Raw genomic sequence first — 20,724 nt, 5'->3', positions numbered from 1 at the left:
TCGAGCGTTATGCCGGTCAGTTTTTCTGCAGATCCTTCAGTCGGGCACTGAGGTTTTCGTCGGGGAAGCGTTTGTGCAAGTCGGCCAGCAGTTTATCGGCGGCTTGCTTGTGCCCGGTTTTTTGCAAGCGAAGCACTTCACGCAATTGTTCATCCAGGGGTTTCACCGGGGCCGCGGCGCGCTTGCTGACTTTGGCTTCGTCCGCCATGTTGGCACTGAAGGATTCTGCTTGCGCCGGGGCTGCCGACTCCGCCATGGGTGCGGCGGGTGCAGGTGCGGAGAGCGCGCCAACCGGGGCCTTCAGGGAACGGGCCAGCGCTGGCGGCGCTGCTTCGGCTTCCTGTTTAGCGATCGGGGCCGAGGCTTTGGGCGCAGGCGCGTAGTCGTAGCCTGGCACTTGCTCAGGTGTGCGTTGCACCAGCGAGAGCATCAGCGCGATGCCGACGAGGCTGGCGAATGCCACTTGCCAGCGGGGTTGCTGGCAGGCGCGAATCCAGCGTTGCCACAGCCCTGGCTTCGGCGCGGGGACGGCGTTGCGCGCGGCGGCCAGGATCAAGGCGTCGAGATGCGCCGGTGGTTCGCCGGTGGCCTGCTCGCGGTAATGTTCGAGCGTTTGGTGTTCCGTGGTGTGCTTGGCGTCAGTCATGTCAGTACCTCCTCGGCCAGCAGCCGACGCAGTTTTTGCTGGGCGTAACGCAAGCGGCTCTTGACCGTTTCCAGCGGTGTTTCGGTAAGGGTGGCGATCTGCGGTAAATCGAGATCGCTGTAGGCGCGCAGCAGGAACACTTCGCGCTGGTCGGCGGGCAAGGCTTGCAGGGCGGCTTCAAGGCGCTGGCTGTCGCGGCTCAGGCTCAGCAGTTGTTCAGGGTCGGCCGCCTCGTCGGGCAGAGCATGGGCCTGTTCGTCGTAGCTGTCGTGCAGCGGTTGATGGACGCCGTGTTTGCGCCAGTGATCGATCAAGCGGTTGCGGGCAATCTGGTAGAGCCAGGTACGAAAAGTCGCCCGACCTTGTGGCTGACTGCCGCTGCGGATCAAGCTCAACCAGGTTTCCTGATAGACCTCCTCGGCGAGTTCAGCCCTGCCACTCAACCCCAGCAGAAATCGGTACAAGCCCTGGCGGTGGCGCGCGTACAAAATCTCGAACGCCGCACCGTCGCCCTCGCGATAACGGGCCAGCAGCGATTCGTCGCTGCTGGCCTCAAGGCTGCTTGCCGGTGCAAACAGCTGGCTGATGAACCCCTTCAATCGGCTCACTATTCAATCCGTCGTTCAGTGGCAGTTGGATTCGACGCCGTGGTGGTGCGCAAGCTCTGCGCCAGTTCCACCAATTGTATGAACTCGCTGCGCAGGCCGAAGCGGTCATCGCCCCGTGCGCCACGGGCCAGCGCTTCGGTGTCCTTGAGGCTGAACTCGCCGGTGTAGCGCCCGTCCTTGAGCTGCTGGGAAAACGCTGCCACTGCCGCGGCAAAGCGCAGATCATCGCTAGCCTTGCCAGTCGGGGAGTCAACGATCGGACGCTCGATCAGGCGACTGTTGCCACCTTCCGGCGATTGATAACGCACCCTCAGCATCGCCAATTCGCCATGTTTTTCGGAAACAGCGGCGCCCGGTTGAGCGTAACGCAGCGGCTCCAGCCAGCCCTTCTCACCCTTGGGGACAATTTCATACAACGCAGTCACTGTATGCCCTGCACCGATTTCACCGGCATCGACCTTGTCATTGCTGAAATCCTCACGTTTCAATGCGCGGTTTTCATAACCCAGCAGGCGATACTCGCTGACGTGTGCGGGGTTGAATTCCACTTGCAGCTTGACGTTTTTCGCCACGACAGCGAGGGTCGAGCCCAGTTGATCCACCAACACCTTGCGCGCTTCACGCAGGTTGTCGATGTAGGCGTAGTTACCATCGCCGGCATCGGCCAGTTGTTCCATCAGGTGTTCATTGTAGTTATCCACACCGAAACCCAGGGTGGTCAGGGATACGCCCGTCTTGCGTTTATCCACAGCCATTTGCTTGAGGCTGTCGAAGTCGCTGACGCCGACATTGAAGTCACCGTCCGTGGCCAGCAGCACACGGTTGATGCCCTTGGGGATAAATGCCTGTTGCGCCTGTTGATAAGCCAATTCGATGCCCGAGGCTCCGGCGGTGGAACCGCCAGCGGTCAATTGGTCGATAGCTGCACGAATTTTCGCTTTTTCCCGTCCGGAAGTGGGTTCCAGTACCACGCGCGATTCCCCGGCGTAGACCACCAACGAAACCCGATCCTGTTCACGCAGTTGATCGACCAGCAATTTCAGGGTGCTTTTGACCAGCGGCAGGCCCTCGCGGCGATCCATCGAACCGGACACGTCGACCAGGAACACCAGGTTCGCCGGCGCCAGTTCCGCGACCGTGCGGTCCGAGGCCTTGATGCCGATGCGCAACAAGCGTGTGTGCGGGTTCCAGGGTGACGCTGCCAGTTCCGTGGTCACGCCGAAGGGCGAGCCGTCGGTGGGCAAGGCGTAGTCGTAAGGGAAGTAATTGACCATCTCTTCCAGCCGCACCGCCCCTTCCGGTGGCAGTCGCCCCTGGTTGAGCAAACGACGGACGTTGGCGTAAGCGCCCGTGTCGACGTCGGCGCTGAAGGTCGAGACCGGCGCCTGGGCGACGCTGTGGATCGGGCTGTCGGCCAGGGCCTGATATTGCTCGCGCTGCTCGTCGCGATAGCCCTGTGGATAAACCTCTCCGGCAGGCATCGGCGCGAAACGGGTCATGGGCGCCGCGCCTACGCTGCGTTTGGCCACCGCGGCATCAGCCATGGCGGTTTCATGTTGCACCAAGGCTTCGCTTTTCAGCTCAGCCTGAGCCGGTGGCGGTACCGCTGCAGACTCAGGCTTCGAAGAAACGCCGCAACCGGCAATCGCCAGCAACAGCCCGGCGGTGAAACCCTGGGCGACCGGACGTAGAACATGCAGAGGGAGAGACATGGGGCTGACCTCAGGAAGAATTTGATCCATTCATCCTGTGAGACGGACAGCCCGATCGGCTCGGGTTAAACCCACGCTAAAAAACTTTTAGCGGTGGTAGCGCCGGACCACGCTGCTGTTTTTCAGCACGTGACCTTTGATTTTTTCCAGCAGTTGGGTGCGCGTCAGGCCGGCTGGCAGGGCATCCGGGGCCAGGTCCAGGGCGAAGATCTGGATGATGTAATGATGCGCGCTGTCGCCAACGGGCGGGCAAGGACCGACGTACCCCGTAGTGCCTTTGCTGTTGGTGCCGCCGACACCCTCGAGCGCGGATTTTGTGCCAACACCTGCCGGAATCTGGTGAGTGCCGGCCTTGATGCCGTAATGCACCCAATTGTCGACGCCCTGGCCTTTTTGGCCATCCGGGTCGTGCATGACGATGGCGTAGCTGAGCGTGCCTGCAGGGCCGGCGTTCCAGTTCAGCGCCGGCGAAACGTTGTGTCCGCCACAACCCTGGGCGTCGCTGGCGGCGGCCGAGGTGAACAATCGGTCATCCGAGACGCCCGGGATGTTCAGGGTGAAATGCTCCTGGGCCGCCTGCGCCGGAAATTGCACGCAAAGGGCGACTGCTACGGCCGCCAGCCAAGGGGTCAGAGAGGTCAATCGGGTCATACCGGGAGTACCTGGTGCGGGTGGGGCCGAGGTCGGCGAGCAAACTATAGCCGGACCGTTCGCGCGGTGGCAGTGGGAATTGGCTGAACCTCGAATTAAGCGCCAGACTCTTAATTGAAACGCCTGTCTGGAGAGCGATCATGACCCTGCATCGCGTTGCCCGTCTCGCCGATATACCCGAAGACCGTGGCCTGGAAGTCAGCGTCCAGGACAGCAAAATCCTCCTGCTGAAAGTCGGCGATCAAGTGCGCGCCTATCAAGGCGAATGCCCGCATGCCGGGGCGCCGCTGGTCGAAGGCGCGCTCTGCCATGGGCGGCTGACGTGTCCATGGCACAAGGGCCAGTTTCGGATCGAGGACGGCGGACTGTGTGAACCGCCGGCCTTGGACAGCCTCAAGCGCTACCCGCTTGAAGTGCGCGGGGACGAAGTCTGGGTCGACGATCAGCCGCTGCAGGACGCCCACACACCGCCGGCAGATGACGAGCGCACCTTTGTGATTGTCGGTGCGGGTGCCGCGGGTACAGCGGCGGCATCGGCCCTGCGCGAAAAGGGTTTTGGTGGACGGGTGCTGTTGATCGACCGCGAAACCGGCGCCGGGTACGACCGCACGGTACTTAGCAAATTCGTGATTGCCGGTGAGACGCCGCTGGAAGAAGTCCCGCCCCTGCGCGAGGAAGACTTTTATCGCGAGCAAAGAGTCGAGCGAATCAACGCTGAAGTGGCGAGCCTGGATGCCGCCAACAAAACGCTGCAACTGGTCGACGGCCAATCGCTGAAGTACGACGCCGCATTGCTGGCGACAGGTGGCATCCCCAATCGACTGCAATTGCCCGGCGCAGACCTGCCGCAGGTGTTCGTCTTGCGTTCCAGGGCGGATGCGCAACAGATTCTGCAGACCGCCAAGGCCGGCCAGCGGGCGGTGATCATCGGCGACAGTTTCATCGCCATGGAGTCCGCGTCCTCCCTGCGCCAATACGGCCTGGAGGTCACGGTTCTGGCCCGCCATCCGGTGCCTTTTGCCAAACAGTTCGGCGACAGCGTCGGCAAGGCGATCCTGGCCCTGCACCAGGCCAACGGCGTGGTGTACCGGACCGAGGGACAGGCAGCGCAGATCGAAGGGACGACGCGGGTCGAAGCGGTGCACCTGGATAATGATCAGCGTGTGCCGGCGGACCTGGTGCTGGTCGGGATTGGCGTCACCCCCGCCACTGCGCCCTTTGCCGATCTGCCGAAGGAAAAGGACCAGTCGCTGCTGGTCGACGGCGGGATGCGCGTAGCCGACGGACTCTGGGCGGCTGGCGATATCGCGACGTTCACACTCAACGGCCAGCCCCAGCGCATCGAACACTGGCGCCTGGCGCAACAACAGGCGCGAATCGCGGCGGCGAACATGCTCGGTGGCGATGAGCATTACCTCGACGTGCCGTATTTCTGGACCTGGCACTTTGGCAAAAACTACGACTACCTGGGGCACGCGCAGCCCTGGGACGAGGTCGAGTTCAAGGGTGATCCTGACAACCCGCCGTTTATTGGTCTGTTTGGTAAAAATGGCGTGGTGACGGCGGCCGTGGCCTGCGATGAAGAGCGCACGATGGCGATGCTTGCGGAACGAATGAAGCAGCCGTTGTCGGTGGACGAGGCGTGGCGGTTGATCCGGGGTTAAAGCGGACCTGTAGGAGCCGGCTTGCCGGCGAACCAGACGCCGCGGTGTACCTGTTGCACCGCGTTATCGTTCTTCGCTGGCAAGCCAGCTCCTACAAGGGGCTTTAGGGCTCCTGGACTACGCCTGGACCGCTGAACTTGCTCATCAGGAAGCCGACAAACTCCTCGACGGTCATTTTCTGGCCGTTGAATTCCACCTGGTTGTTGGCGTAATGCAGTTGGGAGATGACGTTGTTGCCGTCCAGTTTCGCTAATTGCGAGCCGACCGCCATGCCGCTGAACATATCGGCGGTGGCAGCGGCCTGGTCGGCGATGAGCTTGGCGTCGGTCTGGCCGTCGATTTGCGACTGCACGCTGAGGATGTCGACGAGCATCGGCTTGGACACTTTCAGGTTGACGTCCAGCAGCGCGATCATCTGGCGGACCAACTGGTCGGCCGGCAGGTCGATCGCTTGCGGCTTGGTCAGGTCGAGCACCAGGTTGGCGCGGCTTTCGCCGTTGGCGGTGTTGAACGACAGGTTCTCCAGGGCCACCTGCGGGCCGGCCGCCAGCAATTGTTCCAGGCCGGTTTTAAGCTGCGCCTCTTCTGCCGGGGTCAGGTTCAGCTCGGGGACTGGTTGACCGGCCTCTGCAGCCTCGGCGGCGGCCTGCTCATAGGGCTGCAATTTAGTCTGGTAGATCTGCATCAGCGACAACGTCGCCGGGATGTCGAGGTTCTTCAGGCTCATGGCCAGCTGGGCAGAACCCACGGCCTTGCCGTTCAGGGACACTTCACCAATTTTGTAATCGGCGCGCCCGGAAGCGCTGGTACCTGATTCCTCGGTATGGTTCTTCATTTCGAAACTCTTCAGGCCCAGCACCGACTGTTTGGGACCAAAGGTGGTTTTACTGTTGCTCAGCTCAACGGTGTTATCGCCGGTGTAATAGCCGTAGGTGCTTTTTGTCAGGTTGCTGGCCAGGGTAAGACCGCTCAACTCGACCTGCACCGGTGCCTGGTCTTCGGAAACCGTGGTCAGCTTGAGGCTGTCCATGTAGCCGTCGGCCTTGACCTTCTGCGCCTGGGCGCTGGCCGCGACATCAACCTTCAGACCGGAAAATTTCAGGCTGGACTTGTCATCCAGTGCAGTTTCCAGCGGCAGCAATTCGAGCGTGCCGTTGGTGGAATTGTCGTAGCCAATGTTGACCACGCCCTTGAGCGGCGAAGCGTCCTTGGTGGCGGCGAACCATTTTTCCGTGAGCGGGGTCTTTTCCAGTTCGTAGTGACTGGTGGCCATGACCGGCAACCACTTCAGCGACACCAGGCGCGAGAACGGCAGCGGGCCGTGTTCGATGTGGTCGGTAAACAGCAGCTCGACCGGAGCCTCGCCGAACATTTCGCCTTCACCCTTGAGGCGGTAATGCGCAGTGCTGCTGAACACATGGCGTTCCAGGGACACCAGCTCCAACGACGCCGTGCCTTTGTAACCGACCATCGCAGCCTGCAATTGCTTGTTGGCATCCGCCAGGGAGGTGTTGAGCACACCTTCGATTTTGGTGCCGGTGAACCAGGCTCCGCCGGCGCTGATCGCACCAATGGCGACGACGATTCCCAGGAGCACGCCTGCTGATTTATTCATGAATGACCCGTTCAATGTCCGTTGTTGAGGTGTGGTCGTCTTCCCTGAACCCATGACGGGTTGCGGTCACGACTGCGCTGAAAGTGGGGTGCAGATTAGCATCAGGCGCGACGGGCGGCCCAATGGTTAACGGTGAAAAAGTGTCCCATCGGACACAAGACCGCCTTCGCTGGCAAGCCAGCTCCTACAAGGTTCGCCTCATACCTGTAGGAGCTGGCTTGCCAGCGAAGGCGTCGGTAGTGCCAACACTGAATCAGGAGTACTGAACCTCGATCTCATCAAGCTGGTGATCAAAGGTTTTCAGACGCGCCGTCCAGGTGTAGATCAACACTTCGAAATCCCGGTTGATCACCGCCCCACCTGTCACTTCTCCCCCGCGCGGGTCGCAGAAGTCCAGTTGATAGCGCTCGCGGGCCATGGCGGTGGCAACATCAGCCAGCTCGCGGGCATTGTTGAGCCAGTGTCGACCGTCGTCGGCCACTTGTTTGTCCAGCTCAAGGCATTGTTTTTTCAAGCTCTCGAGGCTTTTTTCCAGCGGCGTGCCCGTGAGCTCGCCCATGACTTCCTGGAAGGTACGGCCCGGTTGCCAGTAGCTGCCCCAGAAATACCGGTCGAAGACCGATTCGACACGCCGCAGCGCCACCTTGGTGTCCCAGATCATCACCAGGGTCTTGCCTTGTTCCAGCTGTCTTTTTTTGATTCGCTGGCCCTGGACCGAGGCCCAGGCCACCACCGCAATGGACATCACGGCGATCAACAGTGCGACGCTGTCGAGGAACGTCAGCGCTGTGTCGATCTGGTTAGCCAGCATAATGCCGTAGAAATAGGTGCCCGTAAGCAGCACTAACGCCACAACGGCGCACCAGAAGCCGAGAGCATAAGGGTTTTTCATTATTGGTTTCCCCATGACCTGCGCATGCCTTGTGCGAATCCAGGGCGCTTTTGCACGAACGCCCTTTCAACACTTCAAAGCATAGCAACGGCCTCAGGGTTTGCCGGAGTTCGACGCTTGCGTTCGTCCGCTTTCCCAGCCGCCGCCCAGGGCGAGGAACAAATCGATCTGGCTGATGGCCACCTGGGTATTGGCAGCGGCCAGTTGCGCGGTGACATCGATGTAGGTGCGGGTCGCCTGCAGGTCCGCCAGGAACGATGCGCGACCGGCCTGGAAGAAGCGATGGGTCTGGTCGGCGGCGAGCTTCGCCGACTGCTCGGCGTCCGCCAGGGCCTCACGGCGTTGCAGCAAGGCGGTGTACTGGGCCAGGCCGGTCTGGGTTTCACGAATGGCGTTGAGTACCACGCCATCGAAATGCGCCAGCGTGGCCTGGGTCACCGCTTCAGCCTCGCGAATTCGTGCCCGGGCGCCGTTGGTCGGCACGTTCCAGGTCAGCGACGGGCCGAAGCCCCAGCGGTTGGTGGATGGCTCGCCAAGATTTTCCAGGATACCGACCGTGCCGATGGTCGCGCCGATGCGGATGTCCGGGTACAGCTCACCAGTGGCGATGCCGATACCGGCGGTCGCGGCGGCCAGTCGACGTTCGGCCTGCCGGATGTCGGGGCGGCGCTTGAGCAGCGATGCACCGTCACCCACCGGCACCAGTTGGGTAATTTTTGGCAGTTCGGCGCAGCTGTCGGTGCCGGCCGGGAGTTGATCCAGCGGCTTGGCCAGCAGCATCGACAAGCGGAACAACCCGGCCTGGCGCGCCGCCTCATAGCGCGGCATGTCGGCGCGCAAGGATTTGAATTGGGTTTGCGAACGGGTGACCTGGGTTTCGTCGCCACGCCCGGCATCGCGCAAACGCTGGATGAGCGTGGTGCTCTGGGCTTGCAGGTCGAGGGAATGCTGGGCGATTTCCCGCTCCTCGTTGGCTGCGCACACCTGGGTGTAGGCCCGGACCACATCGGCGACCAAGGTGATGCGCGCCGTATCGGCGGCGGCCTGGGTCGCATCGGCATTGGCCTTGGCCGCTTCGATGCCGCGTTGCAAGGTGCCGAACAGGTCGAACTGGTAGGAGGCGCTGATGCCGATATCGCCAATGTTGGCCACCGGCACCTTTTCCGGTAGCAAGAACGCTTCACCGGACTCCTGCAAACGCTGGGCGCCCATCTTCACCCCGCCGCTCCAGCCGCCCGCTGCCTCGGCCGCGTCGACCTGAGCGCGGGCCCGCAGCAGGCTGGCGGCCGCTACGCGCAAATCAGTGTTGGACGCCAGGGCCTGCTGCACCAACTGGTCGAGGCGCGGGTCCTGATACAGGCGCCACCAATCGGCAGGCACCGGCGCCGAGACCACCGGTTTGCCGTCCACCGCCAATTCGCCCTGCAGGTCTTCACGGTGGATGGCGGCTTCTTCCGGCAAGTGATAATCCGGACCGACCACCTGACACGCCGACAGCAGCAAGCCTAATCCGGCAATCGCCAAACCCGAGGCCTTGCTCATTGCGCGAGCTCCCGGTTCTGGTCGTCGATGATTGATACCGTGGCGGTTCGCCCGGCGATCATGCGGAAATCTTCAGGTACCTCATCGAAGGCGATACGCACCGGAATCCGCTGGGCCAACCGCACCCAACTGAAGGCCGGATTGACGTTGGGCAGCAGGTTGTTGCCACTGGTGCGGTCGCGGTCTTCGATACCGGCCACGATGCTTTCCACATGACCGCGCAGGCGCGCGTTGTCGCCGATCACCCGGATGTCGACGCTTTGGCCGATATGGATGCCATTGAGTTTGGTTTCTTCGAAATAGCCGTCGATATGAAAAGAATTGCTGTCCACGACCGACAACACCGGCCGTCCGGCACTGACGAATTCCTGGGTCCGTGGCGCGCGGTCGTTGACGTAACCGTCCACCGGGCTGCGGATCACCGAGCGTTCGAGGTTCAGTTGCGCGCTGTCTACCGCGACCTGGGCTTCCATCAACGCCACTTGTGCGCGGGCCACCCGTGACTGGCTTTCTTCCAGCTGCTCGCCCGGCACAAGATTGCCAAGGCCCTTGTTACGCTTGGCTTCGCGCTGGGCCTGGGCGAGGGTTTCCTCACGGTCCGCGACCGCCGCTTTCGCCTGGCGCAGGGCCAGCTTGAAACGGTCCTGGTCGATGCTGAACAGCACCTGGCCGCGCTTGACCAACTGGTTGTCGCGCACTTGCACTTGCTGGATCAGCCCTGACACGTCCGGTGCGATCTGCACGATGTCGGCCCGGATGTGCCCATCACGGGTCCAGGGCGCGAACATGTAATACATCACCATGCGCCAGACCACGACAACGGCGAAGGTCACGATCAACAGGGTCAGGACCACGCGACCGAGAGTTAAGAACGGTTTTTTCATGTCATCAGGTATCGACTGAGTGAGTCCACGGCGCCAAGCAGCAAGGCGTAGAGAGCCACGTTAAACAATGCCCGGTGCCAGACCAGGCGGTAGAAGTGCAGGCGCGTCAGCACCCCGTGCACCAACAGGTACAACACATAGGTAATGCCCATCAGCACCAGCAGCGTAGGCAGGAACACCCCGCTGATATCCAGATCACCGATCATAAAGGCGCTCCATCGATGCCATGGGGAAGCGGTTCTTCGGGCTCGGCAGAACCGACGAATTCGACGCCGGGCAACAACGCCAGGCGCAAGCCGCTCAAGGCGTGCAGCAGGTGCAGGCGGGTTTCGTCATCACCCGCACCGCCCAACGCCCGGCGGGTGCGATCGAGGGTCATCAGCAACGGGCTCGGTGCCGGCAGGCGTTCGCCAGCCTTGAGGCAGGCCTTGAAGTATTCGCCGACCTCGGCCACCACCTGACGCAGCAAGGCCTGCGGTGCGCCCTGAACCCGCGGCGTATAGGCCAGCAGGTCGAGCAGGTTCAGCGCCACACGCACTTCGCGCAAGGCGATACCGGTGTCCTGGCCGGTCACGGCCAGGCGCGGCAAATGCTGCATCAGACGATCCAGTACCTGCACCCCCAGGCGCCGGTGATCGGCCAGCGTGGCCGGCTCGGTGAGGCTGACGATGTCGCGCCAGGCGAAACGGGTCAGGCGCTTGGCCGCCAGCTCGGCACCAAACGGCCGGGCGATCAGGGTCCAGACGAACGCGAACAGCAACCCCACCGGACCGGCCAGGTTGGAGTTGGCGAAGCTGAGGAAGTCCGCGTCGTAGGCTCCCTGGATGCTGATGAACGACGAGGTGTTGACCAGGGTCAGCAACATGCCCAGGTAAAACTGCGGCTTGACCGTCAGGGTGCCGATGCAAATGAACGGCACGGCGAAGGCCAGCACCAGCATCGGGAAATCATGCAAGTTGGGCAGGACGAGAAACAGGTAAAGGCTGGCGAACACCACCGACATCGCCGTCCAGAAAAAGAATCGGTAGATCTGCGGCGCCGGGTCGTCCATCGAGGCAAAGAAGCTGCACGCCACTGCCGCCAGGATCACCGCACTGCCGCCATCGGTCCAGCCCAGTAGAATCCACAGCACCGAGGCGACAATGATCGCCGCGACAGTGGAGGCGGCGGAATAGAGCATCAGGCCATGATCCAGAAACGGAGTCAGGCGCCCCAGGCGCCAATGCCGATAGACCGCGCGCCAACTGTCCTGGCTATCGCACTGGATCGCGTGCTGCAGGCTGCGGCAGTCCTGCCACAAATCGACCCACTCGCCGAGGCGATAAATGGCGTTGGAGAACAGCAGTTGCTTGCGATCATCCAGCATTTCGGCGCTGGGTTGCAGCGCTTCGAGCTGGTCTTTGAGTGCCTGCCAGCGCTTCAGGTCAGGGGTTTTGTGGTCAAGCCATTCAGTGGCGGCGGTCAGCAAGGGTGCGAACTTTTCCACCAGCTCCGGGGTGCGCCGCTCCAACGCGTAGAGCGCATCGTCGAGGGCATCGATCACCGGCAACAGGTGAATCATCCGCCCACGCAACTCCTTGGTGTTGCGCACCGTTTGTGGGCGCGCGCCTTCGTGGGGCAACTGCCCGATCATCAGTTCCAGGGTATTGAAGGTGGCAACCATCGAGGCGCGCAAGGCGCTGACTTCCTCGGGCTGCACGTTGCGGCCGAGAAAGCGCGCGCTATAAGTCGACGCGTCGGCAAACCATTTGCTCACCGAATCGTTGAACACCGGGGCCAGCCGTCGCGGCCAGAACATCGCGCCAACCACGGCGGCGACGGCGATGCCGAGGAAGATTTCTTCGGTGCGCGCTTCAGCCACATCCCACACGGCCAACGGGTTATTCACCACCGGCAGAGCGATCAACGGCAGGGTGTAGCCGGCGAGCATCAAGGCGTAATTGTTAGCGGTGCGCAAATGCATGGACAGAAACAACAGGATCCCGGTCCACAGCGCGATGACCAGCACCAGCACATAGGGACTCTGGACAAACATCGGCACGAACAGCACAGCCGCAGCGGCGCCAAGAAAAGTGCCGACCGCACGGTACAACGCCTTGGAACTGGTGGGCCCGACAAATGGGCTGGAAACGATATACACCGTGGCCATCGCCCAATAAGGACGCGGCATTTGCATGAGCAGGGCGATGTACAGCGCGATCATCGAGGCTGCGAAGGTGCGTACGCCGTAAAACCAGTCCCGTGCCGGGGGCATGCCGGAAAAGAAGCCGCTCAAGGGTTGGCTACCGGCAAATGACTGGCCGACTCGAAGGCCTTCAACACGCGCAGCGTCGCTTCAAGATCCCCCTGATCGATGCCTTCGAGGACCTCATGACGCAAACGCACCAACTCGACCTCTACGGCTTGCACCAGGGTCCGACCGGTCGCGGTCAGGCTCAGGCATTTGGCGCGCCGGTCCTGGGCGTCTTCGGTGCGGCAGACATAGCCGCCCTGGCACAACTGATCGAGCAATCGCACCAGGGACGGGCTTTCCATCCCCGCCGCCTGCGCCACCGTCACCTGCCGGACGCCCTCCCCCAAGCGCCCGATCATCAGCAGCGGCACGGCACAGGCTTCGGAAATGCCATAGTTGGCCAGGGTGGCCTGGCAGATTTTGCGCCAATGCCGGGCGGCCACCACCATGGTGCTGCTGATGTTCATTTGCAGAGCGTCGAGGTTATTCGGCACGAAGGAAGATACACACTGTTAGTTTGCTAACTATCAATATGACATTGGAAGGGATTTTCAGTCAAGTTTTGAAACAAATTAGCGGTTTTTTACACCCCCCGCCCCTTCCTCAGCATCACATCCAACTGATCAACCACCTCCGCCCAATCGGCGTCATCCAGAATTTCATTACGCAACAGATCCGCCTGGCTCGGGTTCCAGAAGAAAGCATCTGCCAAGTGCAAATCCGGTTTGAGCGGTGAATGGGTGGCGATGAATTTGTCGATGCTCTCGGCGTCGTCAGCAAGTCCGAGTTGCTTGAACAGGGAGGGAAGGCTGTGGGTTGGGTTTTCCATGGCTGGCTCCTTGGTGGGTTAGGTGACCGCTGCGCGGTCAATCGCGAGCAGGCTCACTCCCACAGGGAAATGCGTTCACCCTGTGGGAGCGAGCCTGCTCGCGAAGACGGTAGCATTGACGACACAATCCTCACTGACTCAACTCCCGCACCTGCGCATGCGGCACCATTTTCAGGAATTGCGGCATGTCCATGTGCAACAGGTTGATGTGGTTGCCGGCTTCCAGATAGATGTCTTTCTGCCGGGTCAGCAGCGGGTCGATGACCACGTCCAGTCCATAGGCTTCGCCCAGGGCAGGCACGGCGCCGCGTTCGCAGTCTTCAAACAGATGCGGCAGGTTGCTTTCCCGGGAGACCTGCCATTCACCGGTGCTGCGCACTTTGCTCAAGTCCAGGTGACGGCTGGCGGGCAGCACGGCCATCAGGTAATGCCCGTGGTGGTCGTCGAGGATGACCGACTTGGCCACCCGTTCCGCAGGAATACCCGCTAACCGTGCGGTTTCGAGGCTGCTGGCCGAGTGGGGATGGGTGACGATGTCATATTCGCATTGAGCCTTGTCCAGGCTTTTCTGCACGGTTCTTGCCATACGCATGATGCACCTCGGTGTCCGCAAAAACGCCTGGCGGACGATGGTTAATGCTTTTGTACGTAGTAAAAGTCTAGGCCCGCCGGGGCAATCCAGCGGGAAATCTGCTCATCGGGCAGGTGGACAACTGAGCGAAATTCATACAACCAGCGCCTCAACTAGACTGTATACAGAACCACCTGCGACTCTCCCGGAGGGTCACGTGAACACTCGCTGTTGTGCACTTGCGTTGCTGTTGGCCTTGAGCGGAGCCGCCCTCGCTGCGGACACCGGCGCACTGCCCGGTCCCAACCCCGCGGGGATCTGGCTGATCACTTTCGGTATCGCATTTTTGATCGCCGAGGCGGCGCTGCCCAACTACGGCGTGATCGGTTTGGGCGGGATCGTGATGTTCGTGATCGGCGCGGTGATCCTGACCAATGCCGAATTGCCCGTGCCGTTGATGATCGGCCTGGGACTGATCAGCGCGCTGCTGCTGATATTCCTGCTGATCCGCGCCCTCAAGACCCGACCGCGGCACACCGTCAGCGGTGACGCCGGCCTGCTGGGCAGCGTGACCCCGGTGCTGGCGTTGCAGGCCGGCGATGCGTGTCTGGGTTGGGTGCATTTGCAGGGCGAACGCTGGCAGGTATCGAGCGCCAAGCCATTACAGATCGGGCAAAAGGTCCGGGTGGTGGCGCGCAAGGGATTGTTGCTGGAAGTGGCCGCGGCTGACGCGGTAACGGTTGGAGGTTAGCCATGGGTCTGCAAATCGGTTTTGTAGCGCTGCTGCTACTGCTGATCGCATTGGCGGGGGCGACGTTCCGCATCCTGCGCGAGTATGAGCGTGGGGTGGTGTTCCAGCTCGGACGCTTCTGGCAGGTCAAGGGCCCCGGCCTGATCCTGCTGATTCCGGTGATCCAGCAAATGGTCCGCGTCGACTTGCGCACCATTGTCCTCGACGTCCCGCCGCAAGATGTGATCACCCGCGACAACGTCTCGGTCAAGGTCAACGCCGTGCTGTACTTCCGCGTGCTCGATCCGCAGAAGGCAATCATCCAGGTCGAAGATTTTCTCATGGCCACCAGCCAGCTGGCGCAGACGACCTTGCGCGCGGTGCTTGGTAAACATGAGCTGGATGAACTGCTGGCCGAGCGCGAACGGCTGAATATCGATATCCAACAAGTGCTCGACGCCCAGACCGACGCCTGGGGCATCAAGGTAGCCAACGTCGAGATCAAGCACGTGGACCTCAACGAATCGATGATCCGCGCCATCGCCAAACAAGCCGAAGCGGAGCGCGAACGCCGGGCCAAGGTGATCCACGCCGAAGGCGAATTGCAGGCCTCGGAAAAACTCATGCAGGCCGCCGAAATGCTTGGTCGCCAGCCTGGCGCCATGCAACTGCGCTATATGCAGACGCTGAGCTCGATCGCGGGCGACAAGAGTTCGACCATCGTCTTTCCGCTGCCGATCGAGTTGCTCAAGGGAATGGCGGATTTATCGGCAAAACCGTGACTCAGCGCTTTGCAGTCACCGGATAAACCGACTCCCATCCCCCGCCCAACGCCTTGTACAACCCGACCGCTGCCAGCGACACGCCAGTGGAACTCTCCACCCATTGCTCCTGTGTCGCCAGCAATGCGCCTTGAACGGTGAGGACGTTGACGAAGTCCACCACGCCCTCGACGTATTGCTGTTGCGCGGTTTGCAGGGCGATCCGGTTCTGGCGCACCGCTTCGGCGAGGCTGTCGCGACGCAGTTGGCTGGCGTTGTAGGCACTCAATTGGTCGTCGATTTCATGCCAGGCGCGCAACACGGTCTGCTGGTAGGCGATGGCCGCTTCCTGTTGCTGGGCTTCGCGCAGGTTCAGCACACCGCGCAGGCGGCCGCCGTCGAACAGAGGCAGGCTGAACTGCGGACCGATGCCGAACGTGCGTGAACCCCAGGAACCGAAATCGCCCAGTTGCATGGCTTGTGAACCGACACTGCCCGACAGGGTAATCCGTGGATAAAAATCCCCCTTGGCCACGCCGATGCTCGCGGTCGCGGCATGCAGGCGCGCTTCGGCCTGGCGGATGTCCGGGCGGCGTTCGGCCAGTTGCGACGGCAGGCCGATGGCGACCTGGCGCGGGGTTTGCGGCACCGGTGCGTCGGTGGATAACTCGGCCGCCAGCGCCTGGGGCGGTTCGCCCATCAACAGGCTCAAGGCGTTGATCAGTTGGGCCTGGCGTTGTTCCAATGCAGGTAGGCGCGACTCGATGGCCGCGACCTGGGCGGCGGCTTCGGCGACATCAAGGTCGGTTGCGACACCGTCAGCCAGGCGCAGCTGCGAAAGTTTCAGGCTGTGCCGGGCAACGTCGAGGTTTTGTTCGGTCACGGCGCGGGTGTTCTGCACTCCGCGCAATTGAATGTAGTCCTGGGCGGTTTCCGCCAGCACCGACAACAGCACGCCGCGACGGTCGTTTTCCGCGACTTCCAGGGTGGCATCGGCAGCTTCGGTTTCGCGGCGCACGCGGCCCCAGAAATCCAGTTCCCAGGAGGCGGAAAAGCCGGCATCCCAGAGATTGAACGCCGAATTGCCGTTATGCCCCGATGGGTCGCTCAGGCCTTCGCTGCTGTTGCGTTTACGGGCGTAGCCTCCCGCGGCGGCGGTATTCGGATAGCGGTCGGCGGTGATCACCTGGCGCACCGCACGGCTTTGTTGCAAGCGGCTGCTGGCGAGTTTCAGGTCGAGGTTGTCGCTCAGGGCACGTTGAGTGAGGGCCGAGAGTTTCGGGTCGTTGAACACTTGCCACCAGCGTTCGTTCATCGTTTCGGTGCTTGCCTGGCTGTCGGCTGCTTTTGCGGGTTTTGACCATTCGGCGATTTGTTGCGCCTCAGGGCTGTGGAAATCGGGACCGACAGTGCAGGCTGACAGGCCCATGACAAGCAAGGCGCAAAAGGAGAGTTGAGGCAAACGCCCTCTTCGCGAGCAGGCTCGCTCCCACAGTAGACTTTGGCTGAAACTGAAACTTTGAAAAGACCTCAATCCCCTTGTGGGAGCGAGCCTGCTCGCGATGGCGTCGACACAATCAACGAAGATCTTCATCGCTGCGCAACCTCATGCGCGCCAGCACCAGCCGTATCGATACTCGCCTCCACCGACATCCCCACCCGCAGCCGTTCGGCCAACGGCTGGCCCGGCTCAAGCACGATCTTCACCGGAATCCGCTGCACCACTTTGGTGAAGTTGCCAGTCGCGTTATCCGGCTTGATTGAAGCAAAGGTCACGCCGGTAGCCGGTGCGATGCTCTCGACCCGCCCGTTCAACGCGGCGCCGCCAAAGGTGTCGACACGCACCTGCACGTCCTGACCCGGTTGCACATTGGTCAGTTGGGTTTCCTGGAAGTTGGCCACCACATAAGCCTGCGCCAGCGGCACCACCGCGAGCAGTTTGCTGCCCGGCGTGACATAGGCCCCGACACGCACCGCACGCTCACCGACCATGCCATCCTGCGGCGCGGTGATCCGGGTGTAAGACAGCTCGTAGCTGGCGATTTCCAGCTTCGCCTGGGCCCGCTTCAAACCACCTTCGGCCCCGTCACGCTGGGCCGTGAGGATGTCCACCTGCTTGCGCTCCGCCGCCAGCACCGCTGTCACATTGGTCAACCGGGCACCGGCCTGGTCGATGCGCGTGCGCGCTTGCTGCGCGTTCTGCACCGTGCCAGCACCGACACCGGCCAGGTGGTCGTAGCGGTCCAGTTCATGTTGAGCAAAGGCCATTTCAGCCTTGGCGGACACCACCTGTGCCTGTGCCTGAGCGATCACCGAGGCCTGGCGCTCAAGCGTCGCCCGGGCATTTTGCAGTTGCGCCTGGGCCACCAGGGCTTCGGCGGCGGCCGCTTCGGCGGCGGCACGCAGGTCGCGGTCATCGATCAGGGCCAGCAACTGCCCGGCCTTGACCTGTTGGTTGTCTTCCACCAGGACTTGCTTGATGAACCCGGCAACGCGCGGCACCACCAGCGTGTAGTCCGCCGAGACATAGGCATCGTTGGTGCTCTGCTGCGTGCGCTGGCCGAACAGACCGGGCGCCAGCAGATAAATCAGCACGCCCGTCGCGATCACGACGGCGACGCCAACGGCTACTTTTTGCTTGGATTGAGTCGTCATGAAAACCTTCTGTTTCAGTGATGCATTCAAGTCGGCGCACGGGGCGGATAGATCCGCGTCGGCAGCCAGAAAATCAACAGGATCAGCGCCAATGCGACGCCGGCCATGCACAGGTAAAGATCCGAGGCGGCCAGCACCACGGCCTGCTCATGCAGCCGGTGGGCAAGGCCTGGGGTGTCGCTGTCGACCAGGGGAGAATTGCCGAGGCGGTCCACCAGCATGGTCGAGTGAAAGTGCAGGCGCTGGGTGGTCAGGGTTTCCAGCACGCCGGTGGCGATCACCGCCGCCAGGCCTTTCACGGTGTTGAACCAGGACGACGCGAACGGTCCGTCCATGGGGTTGATGCTGCCGGTCGAGAGCATCAGCAACGGCAAGACCGCCATGGGCTGACCGAAGATCTGCAGCAGTTGCAGGGCATAGAATTCGTCGCGAATCCACACCGAGGTCAGCTGCGAGCCACCGATACAGGACAACACCAGCATGCTCAGGCCGATCCCCAATACCCAGCGGCAATCGACCCAGCGCAGGTTGCACAGCGCCGCCACCAACGGCAGTGCGATCAACTGCGGGAGCGCCGCCAACAGGGTGATGGGTGCGGTCTGCACCGGGCGATAACCCTGGACCTGCGCCAGATAGCTGGACGGGATAATCACCACCGCCAGCAATACCACCAGCACGCCAGCCAACGTGACCAACGCGAACGACAGGTTGCGGATGCCGAGCATCTGCAGCTTGAAAAACGGGATCGGCTGCGACCACTCGTTGATCAGGAACAGCACCAGCAACAGCGTACCGCCCACCAGCAATGCACAAATCAGGCTCGATTCGAACCAGTCCAGCCGATTGCCCTGCAGGATGCCGATCACCAGCATGCAGATCGCCGGAAAACCCAACAGCAAACCACGCCAGTTGAACTGTTTGAGACGCTCCAGCCGCAGCGGGTCCTGAGGAATGCCGTAGCTCACCGCGACCATCGCCATCAGGCTGGGCACGACGATCTGCCAGAAGGTCCACTGCCAGCCGACATACTCAGTCCAGAGCCCAGCCAGCGGCGTGCCCAGCCCCGGACCGAAAGTGGCGGTCAGGGCATAACCGGCCAGGCCGTAGAGTTTTACGTTGGCCGGTAGAAACCGCAGGGCGACGGTCATCAACATCGGGGGCAGCGCGCCACCGGCCAGGCCTTGCAAGGTACGCAGCACCAGCAGGCTTTCGTAGTTCGGCGCCCACGGGCACAACACCCCCAGCAGCGTGAAGGCACTGATGGCGCAGAGGGTGAAGCGCCGCAGCGAGAACGTGACGGCACACCATGGCGCAAACGCCATGGCAGCCACCGAGGTCGCGGCGTAGCTGGCGACCAGCCAGGTGCCTTCGTCATAACCGATGGCCAAACCGCCACGGATATCGGCCAGGGCCACCTTGGTCACCATCTCGTTCAGGCCCGACACCAGCACTGCGAGCAATACGCCCACCAGGCCGATGATGATCCGCGGGCCGAAGACCGGCGGTGCGGCGGCGGTCGGGCTGGCCGCGGCGAGAGGCGCCGTGACCGTGAGGGAAGTCATTGCTGCAAGCTCCGGGAGTTGAAGACCGAAGCATTCTAAGAAGCGTGGAACCTGACGAAAACTGACTTATCGGCAGGTTATAAGTGCGCTATACGCAATGATAGAGATCCCTGTAGGAGTGAGCCTGCTCGCGATAGCGGTGTGTCAGACACCAATGAGCTGTCTGTCACTCCGCTATCGCGAGCAGGCTCACTCCTACAGGTTTATCGCTCAACTCACGACCGGTTGCGCCGCCAGCCACGTCTCGTCACAACAGGTTTTCAGGGTTTCACGCAGCCAGCGGTGAGCGGGGTCATTATCGAAGCGAGGGTGCCAGGCCTGGTTCAGCACGATAGTCGGCAATGGAATGGGCAGGGTGAACGAGCGCAACTTCAGCCCTAGCCGGCGAACACTCAACAGCGTCTCTTTTGGCACCGGCAGAATCAGGTCGGAATCGGGCAAGGCGAACATCGCCGCGTGGAAACTCGGGGCGATCACCGCGACCCGCCGCTCCAGGCCCAGGGCGTTGAGTGCCGCATCGATCGGCCCGCGGGCGATCCCGCGACGGGACATGCTGATATGGGAATAGCCTGCAAAGCGTTCAGGGGTGATCTCTTGATCGAGCAAGGGATGATCCTCGCGCACCAGGCCGACAAACTGAGTGGAAAACAGATTTTGCACCTTCACTTCCGGCATCAGCGGCCGGTTGTTGCTGACGCTCAGATCGATACGCCCCTCGCGCAAGGCCTCATCATCGCCATCGCCCTCTGGCGCAAAGCGCAACTCACAATAGGGGGCCTGACGCTCCATGGTGTCGAACAGTTTGCCGCCATAGATACCGATGAAAAAATCGTTGGCCCGGATACTGAAGCGTCGACGCAGGCTGCCCAGATCCACGACACGGGCCGAGTGGAACAAGTGCGCGGCCTGCTCCACCACATCGCGCACCTGCTCGCGTAATTCCAGCGCCTTGGGGGTCGGCACCAGGCCACGACCGGCGCGCACCAGAATCGGATCCCCGATGGCCTCGCGGATGCGCGTCAACGTGCGGCTCATGGCAGCGGGGCTTAGGTTCATCCGCCGCGCGGCCCCCACTACGCTGCCCTCGTCGAGCAGGGCGTCGAGGGCGACCAAGAGGTTCATGTCTGGTAATTGCATGACGAGCACTCGTACCTGATCAGGATTGATTC

Annotated in this window: 20 protein-coding genes; 3 read left to right on the top strand and 17 right to left on the bottom strand. The window is 62.0% G+C overall.

All coding sequences use genetic code 11. The features are described from left to right. Window positions 1-16: 16 nt before the first annotated feature. From HFK74_RS12365 to HFK74_RS12350, 4 genes are all read right to left on the bottom strand, one after another. Window positions 17-646 (bottom strand): hypothetical protein, encoded by a 630-nt coding sequence (locus tag HFK74_RS12365; RefSeq protein WP_180203762.1) that lies wholly within the window; start codon window positions 644-646, stop codon window positions 17-19. Next, complete coding sequence (locus HFK74_RS12360) at window positions 643-1,254, bottom strand: RNA polymerase sigma factor (RefSeq protein ID WP_180203761.1); 612 nt, start codon at window positions 1,252-1,254, stop codon at window positions 643-645. The genes HFK74_RS12365 and HFK74_RS12360 overlap by 4 nt, the downstream gene beginning before the upstream one ends. Next, entirely contained in the window at window positions 1,254-2,966 is a 1,713-nt protein-coding gene (locus HFK74_RS12355; RefSeq protein ID WP_180203760.1) for a VWA domain-containing protein, read from the bottom strand. The genes HFK74_RS12360 and HFK74_RS12355 overlap by 1 nt, the downstream gene beginning before the upstream one ends. 87 nt (window positions 2,967-3,053) lie before the next feature. Further along, window positions 3,054-3,617 (bottom strand): YbhB/YbcL family Raf kinase inhibitor-like protein, encoded by a 564-nt coding sequence (locus HFK74_RS12350; protein ID WP_180203759.1) that lies wholly within the window; start codon window positions 3,615-3,617, stop codon window positions 3,054-3,056. Between the two features lie 140 nt (window positions 3,618-3,757). Here HFK74_RS12350 and HFK74_RS12345 point away from each other — a divergent pair, with 140 nt between their 5' ends. Further along, entirely contained in the window at window positions 3,758-5,281 is a 1,524-nt protein-coding gene (locus tag HFK74_RS12345) for an apoptosis inducing factor family protein (RefSeq protein ID WP_180203758.1), read from the top strand. A 103-nt stretch (window positions 5,282-5,384) separates the two neighbouring features. Here HFK74_RS12345 and HFK74_RS12340 read toward each other — a convergent pair whose 3' ends face one another. The 9 genes from HFK74_RS12340 to HFK74_RS12300 all read right to left on the bottom strand — a co-directional run bounded on the left by HFK74_RS12340 (window position 5,385) and on the right by HFK74_RS12300 (window position 13,868). Next, window positions 5,385-6,896, bottom strand: coding sequence for a YdgA family protein (locus HFK74_RS12340; protein ID WP_180203757.1), 1,512 nt, complete (start codon window positions 6,894-6,896; stop codon window positions 5,385-5,387). A 253-nt stretch (window positions 6,897-7,149) separates the two neighbouring features. Beyond that, window positions 7,150-7,788 carry an NADH:ubiquinone oxidoreductase subunit N gene (locus HFK74_RS12335; RefSeq protein ID WP_180203756.1) on the bottom strand — a complete coding sequence of 213 codons (639 nt, stop codon included), beginning with the start codon at window positions 7,786-7,788 and terminating at the stop codon, window positions 7,150-7,152. A 93-nt stretch (window positions 7,789-7,881) separates the two neighbouring features. Further along, a complete protein-coding gene (locus tag HFK74_RS12330) occupies window positions 7,882-9,330 on the bottom strand; it encodes an efflux transporter outer membrane subunit (protein ID WP_180203755.1) in 1,449 nt (482 codons plus the stop codon). Beyond that, on the bottom strand, window positions 9,327-10,214 hold the full coding sequence (locus tag HFK74_RS12325) for an HlyD family secretion protein (RefSeq protein ID WP_180203754.1): 888 nt from the start codon (window positions 10,212-10,214) through the stop codon (window positions 9,327-9,329). Before HFK74_RS12325 ends, HFK74_RS12330 begins: the two co-directional genes overlap by 4 nt. Next, window positions 10,211-10,420, bottom strand: a complete 210-nt coding sequence (locus tag HFK74_RS12320) for a DUF1656 domain-containing protein (protein WP_008059581.1) — start codon at window positions 10,418-10,420, stop codon at window positions 10,211-10,213. The genes HFK74_RS12325 and HFK74_RS12320 overlap by 4 nt, the downstream gene beginning before the upstream one ends. Next, window positions 10,417-12,489, bottom strand: coding sequence for an FUSC family protein (locus HFK74_RS12315; protein WP_180203753.1), 2,073 nt, complete (start codon window positions 12,487-12,489; stop codon window positions 10,417-10,419). Before HFK74_RS12315 ends, HFK74_RS12320 begins: the two co-directional genes overlap by 4 nt. Then, window positions 12,486-12,914 (bottom strand): MarR family winged helix-turn-helix transcriptional regulator, encoded by a 429-nt coding sequence (locus HFK74_RS12310; protein ID WP_180203752.1) that lies wholly within the window; start codon window positions 12,912-12,914, stop codon window positions 12,486-12,488. The genes HFK74_RS12315 and HFK74_RS12310 overlap by 4 nt, the downstream gene beginning before the upstream one ends. A 116-nt stretch (window positions 12,915-13,030) precedes the next feature. Then, a complete protein-coding gene (locus HFK74_RS12305) occupies window positions 13,031-13,276 on the bottom strand; it encodes a DUF2789 domain-containing protein (protein ID WP_180203751.1) in 246 nt (81 codons plus the stop codon). Between the two features lie 130 nt (window positions 13,277-13,406). Continuing rightward, on the bottom strand, window positions 13,407-13,868 hold the full coding sequence (locus HFK74_RS12300) for an aminoacyl-tRNA deacylase (protein WP_180203750.1): 462 nt from the start codon (window positions 13,866-13,868) through the stop codon (window positions 13,407-13,409). A gap of 196 nt (window positions 13,869-14,064) precedes the next feature. On the opposite strand from HFK74_RS12300, the gene HFK74_RS12295 reads away from it, so the two are divergent. Both HFK74_RS12295 and HFK74_RS12290 read left to right on the top strand, forming a co-directional pair. Beyond that, the gene (locus HFK74_RS12295; RefSeq protein ID WP_180203749.1) at window positions 14,065-14,598 is read left to right on the top strand and encodes an NfeD family protein; all 534 of its coding nucleotides are present in this window, start codon (window positions 14,065-14,067) and stop codon (window positions 14,596-14,598) included. A 2-nt stretch (window positions 14,599-14,600) separates the two neighbouring features. After that, the gene (locus tag HFK74_RS12290; RefSeq protein WP_180203748.1) at window positions 14,601-15,359 is read left to right on the top strand and encodes a slipin family protein; all 759 of its coding nucleotides are present in this window, start codon (window positions 14,601-14,603) and stop codon (window positions 15,357-15,359) included. Between the two features lies 1 nt (window position 15,360). Here the strand turns inward: HFK74_RS12290 and HFK74_RS12285 are convergent, their stop codons facing one another. The 4 genes from HFK74_RS12285 to HFK74_RS12270 form a co-directional block, all read right to left on the bottom strand. Next, entirely contained in the window at window positions 15,361-16,932 is a 1,572-nt protein-coding gene (locus tag HFK74_RS12285) for an efflux transporter outer membrane subunit (protein WP_180203747.1), read from the bottom strand. Beyond that, window positions 16,929-17,993: an HlyD family secretion protein gene (locus HFK74_RS12280; RefSeq protein WP_180203746.1), complete on the bottom strand. Its 1,065-nt coding sequence runs from the start codon at window positions 17,991-17,993 to the stop codon at window positions 16,929-16,931. The genes HFK74_RS12285 and HFK74_RS12280 overlap by 4 nt, the downstream gene beginning before the upstream one ends. A 26-nt stretch (window positions 17,994-18,019) precedes the next feature. After that, window positions 18,020-19,555 carry an MFS transporter gene (locus tag HFK74_RS12275; protein ID WP_180203745.1) on the bottom strand — a complete coding sequence of 512 codons (1,536 nt, stop codon included), beginning with the start codon at window positions 19,553-19,555 and terminating at the stop codon, window positions 18,020-18,022. Window positions 19,556-19,765: 210 nt separating this feature from the next. Further along, complete coding sequence (locus tag HFK74_RS12270) at window positions 19,766-20,692, bottom strand: LysR family transcriptional regulator (protein ID WP_180203744.1); 927 nt, start codon at window positions 20,690-20,692, stop codon at window positions 19,766-19,768. Between the last annotated feature and the right edge of the window lie 32 nt (window positions 20,693-20,724).

Source organism: Pseudomonas sp. SbOxS1 (assembly GCF_013416725.1).
GTDB lineage: Bacteria > Pseudomonadota > Gammaproteobacteria > Pseudomonadales > Pseudomonadaceae > Aquipseudomonas.
Note: the sequence above shows the minus strand (reverse complement) of the source record. Positions and strands in the feature narration are given on the sequence as shown.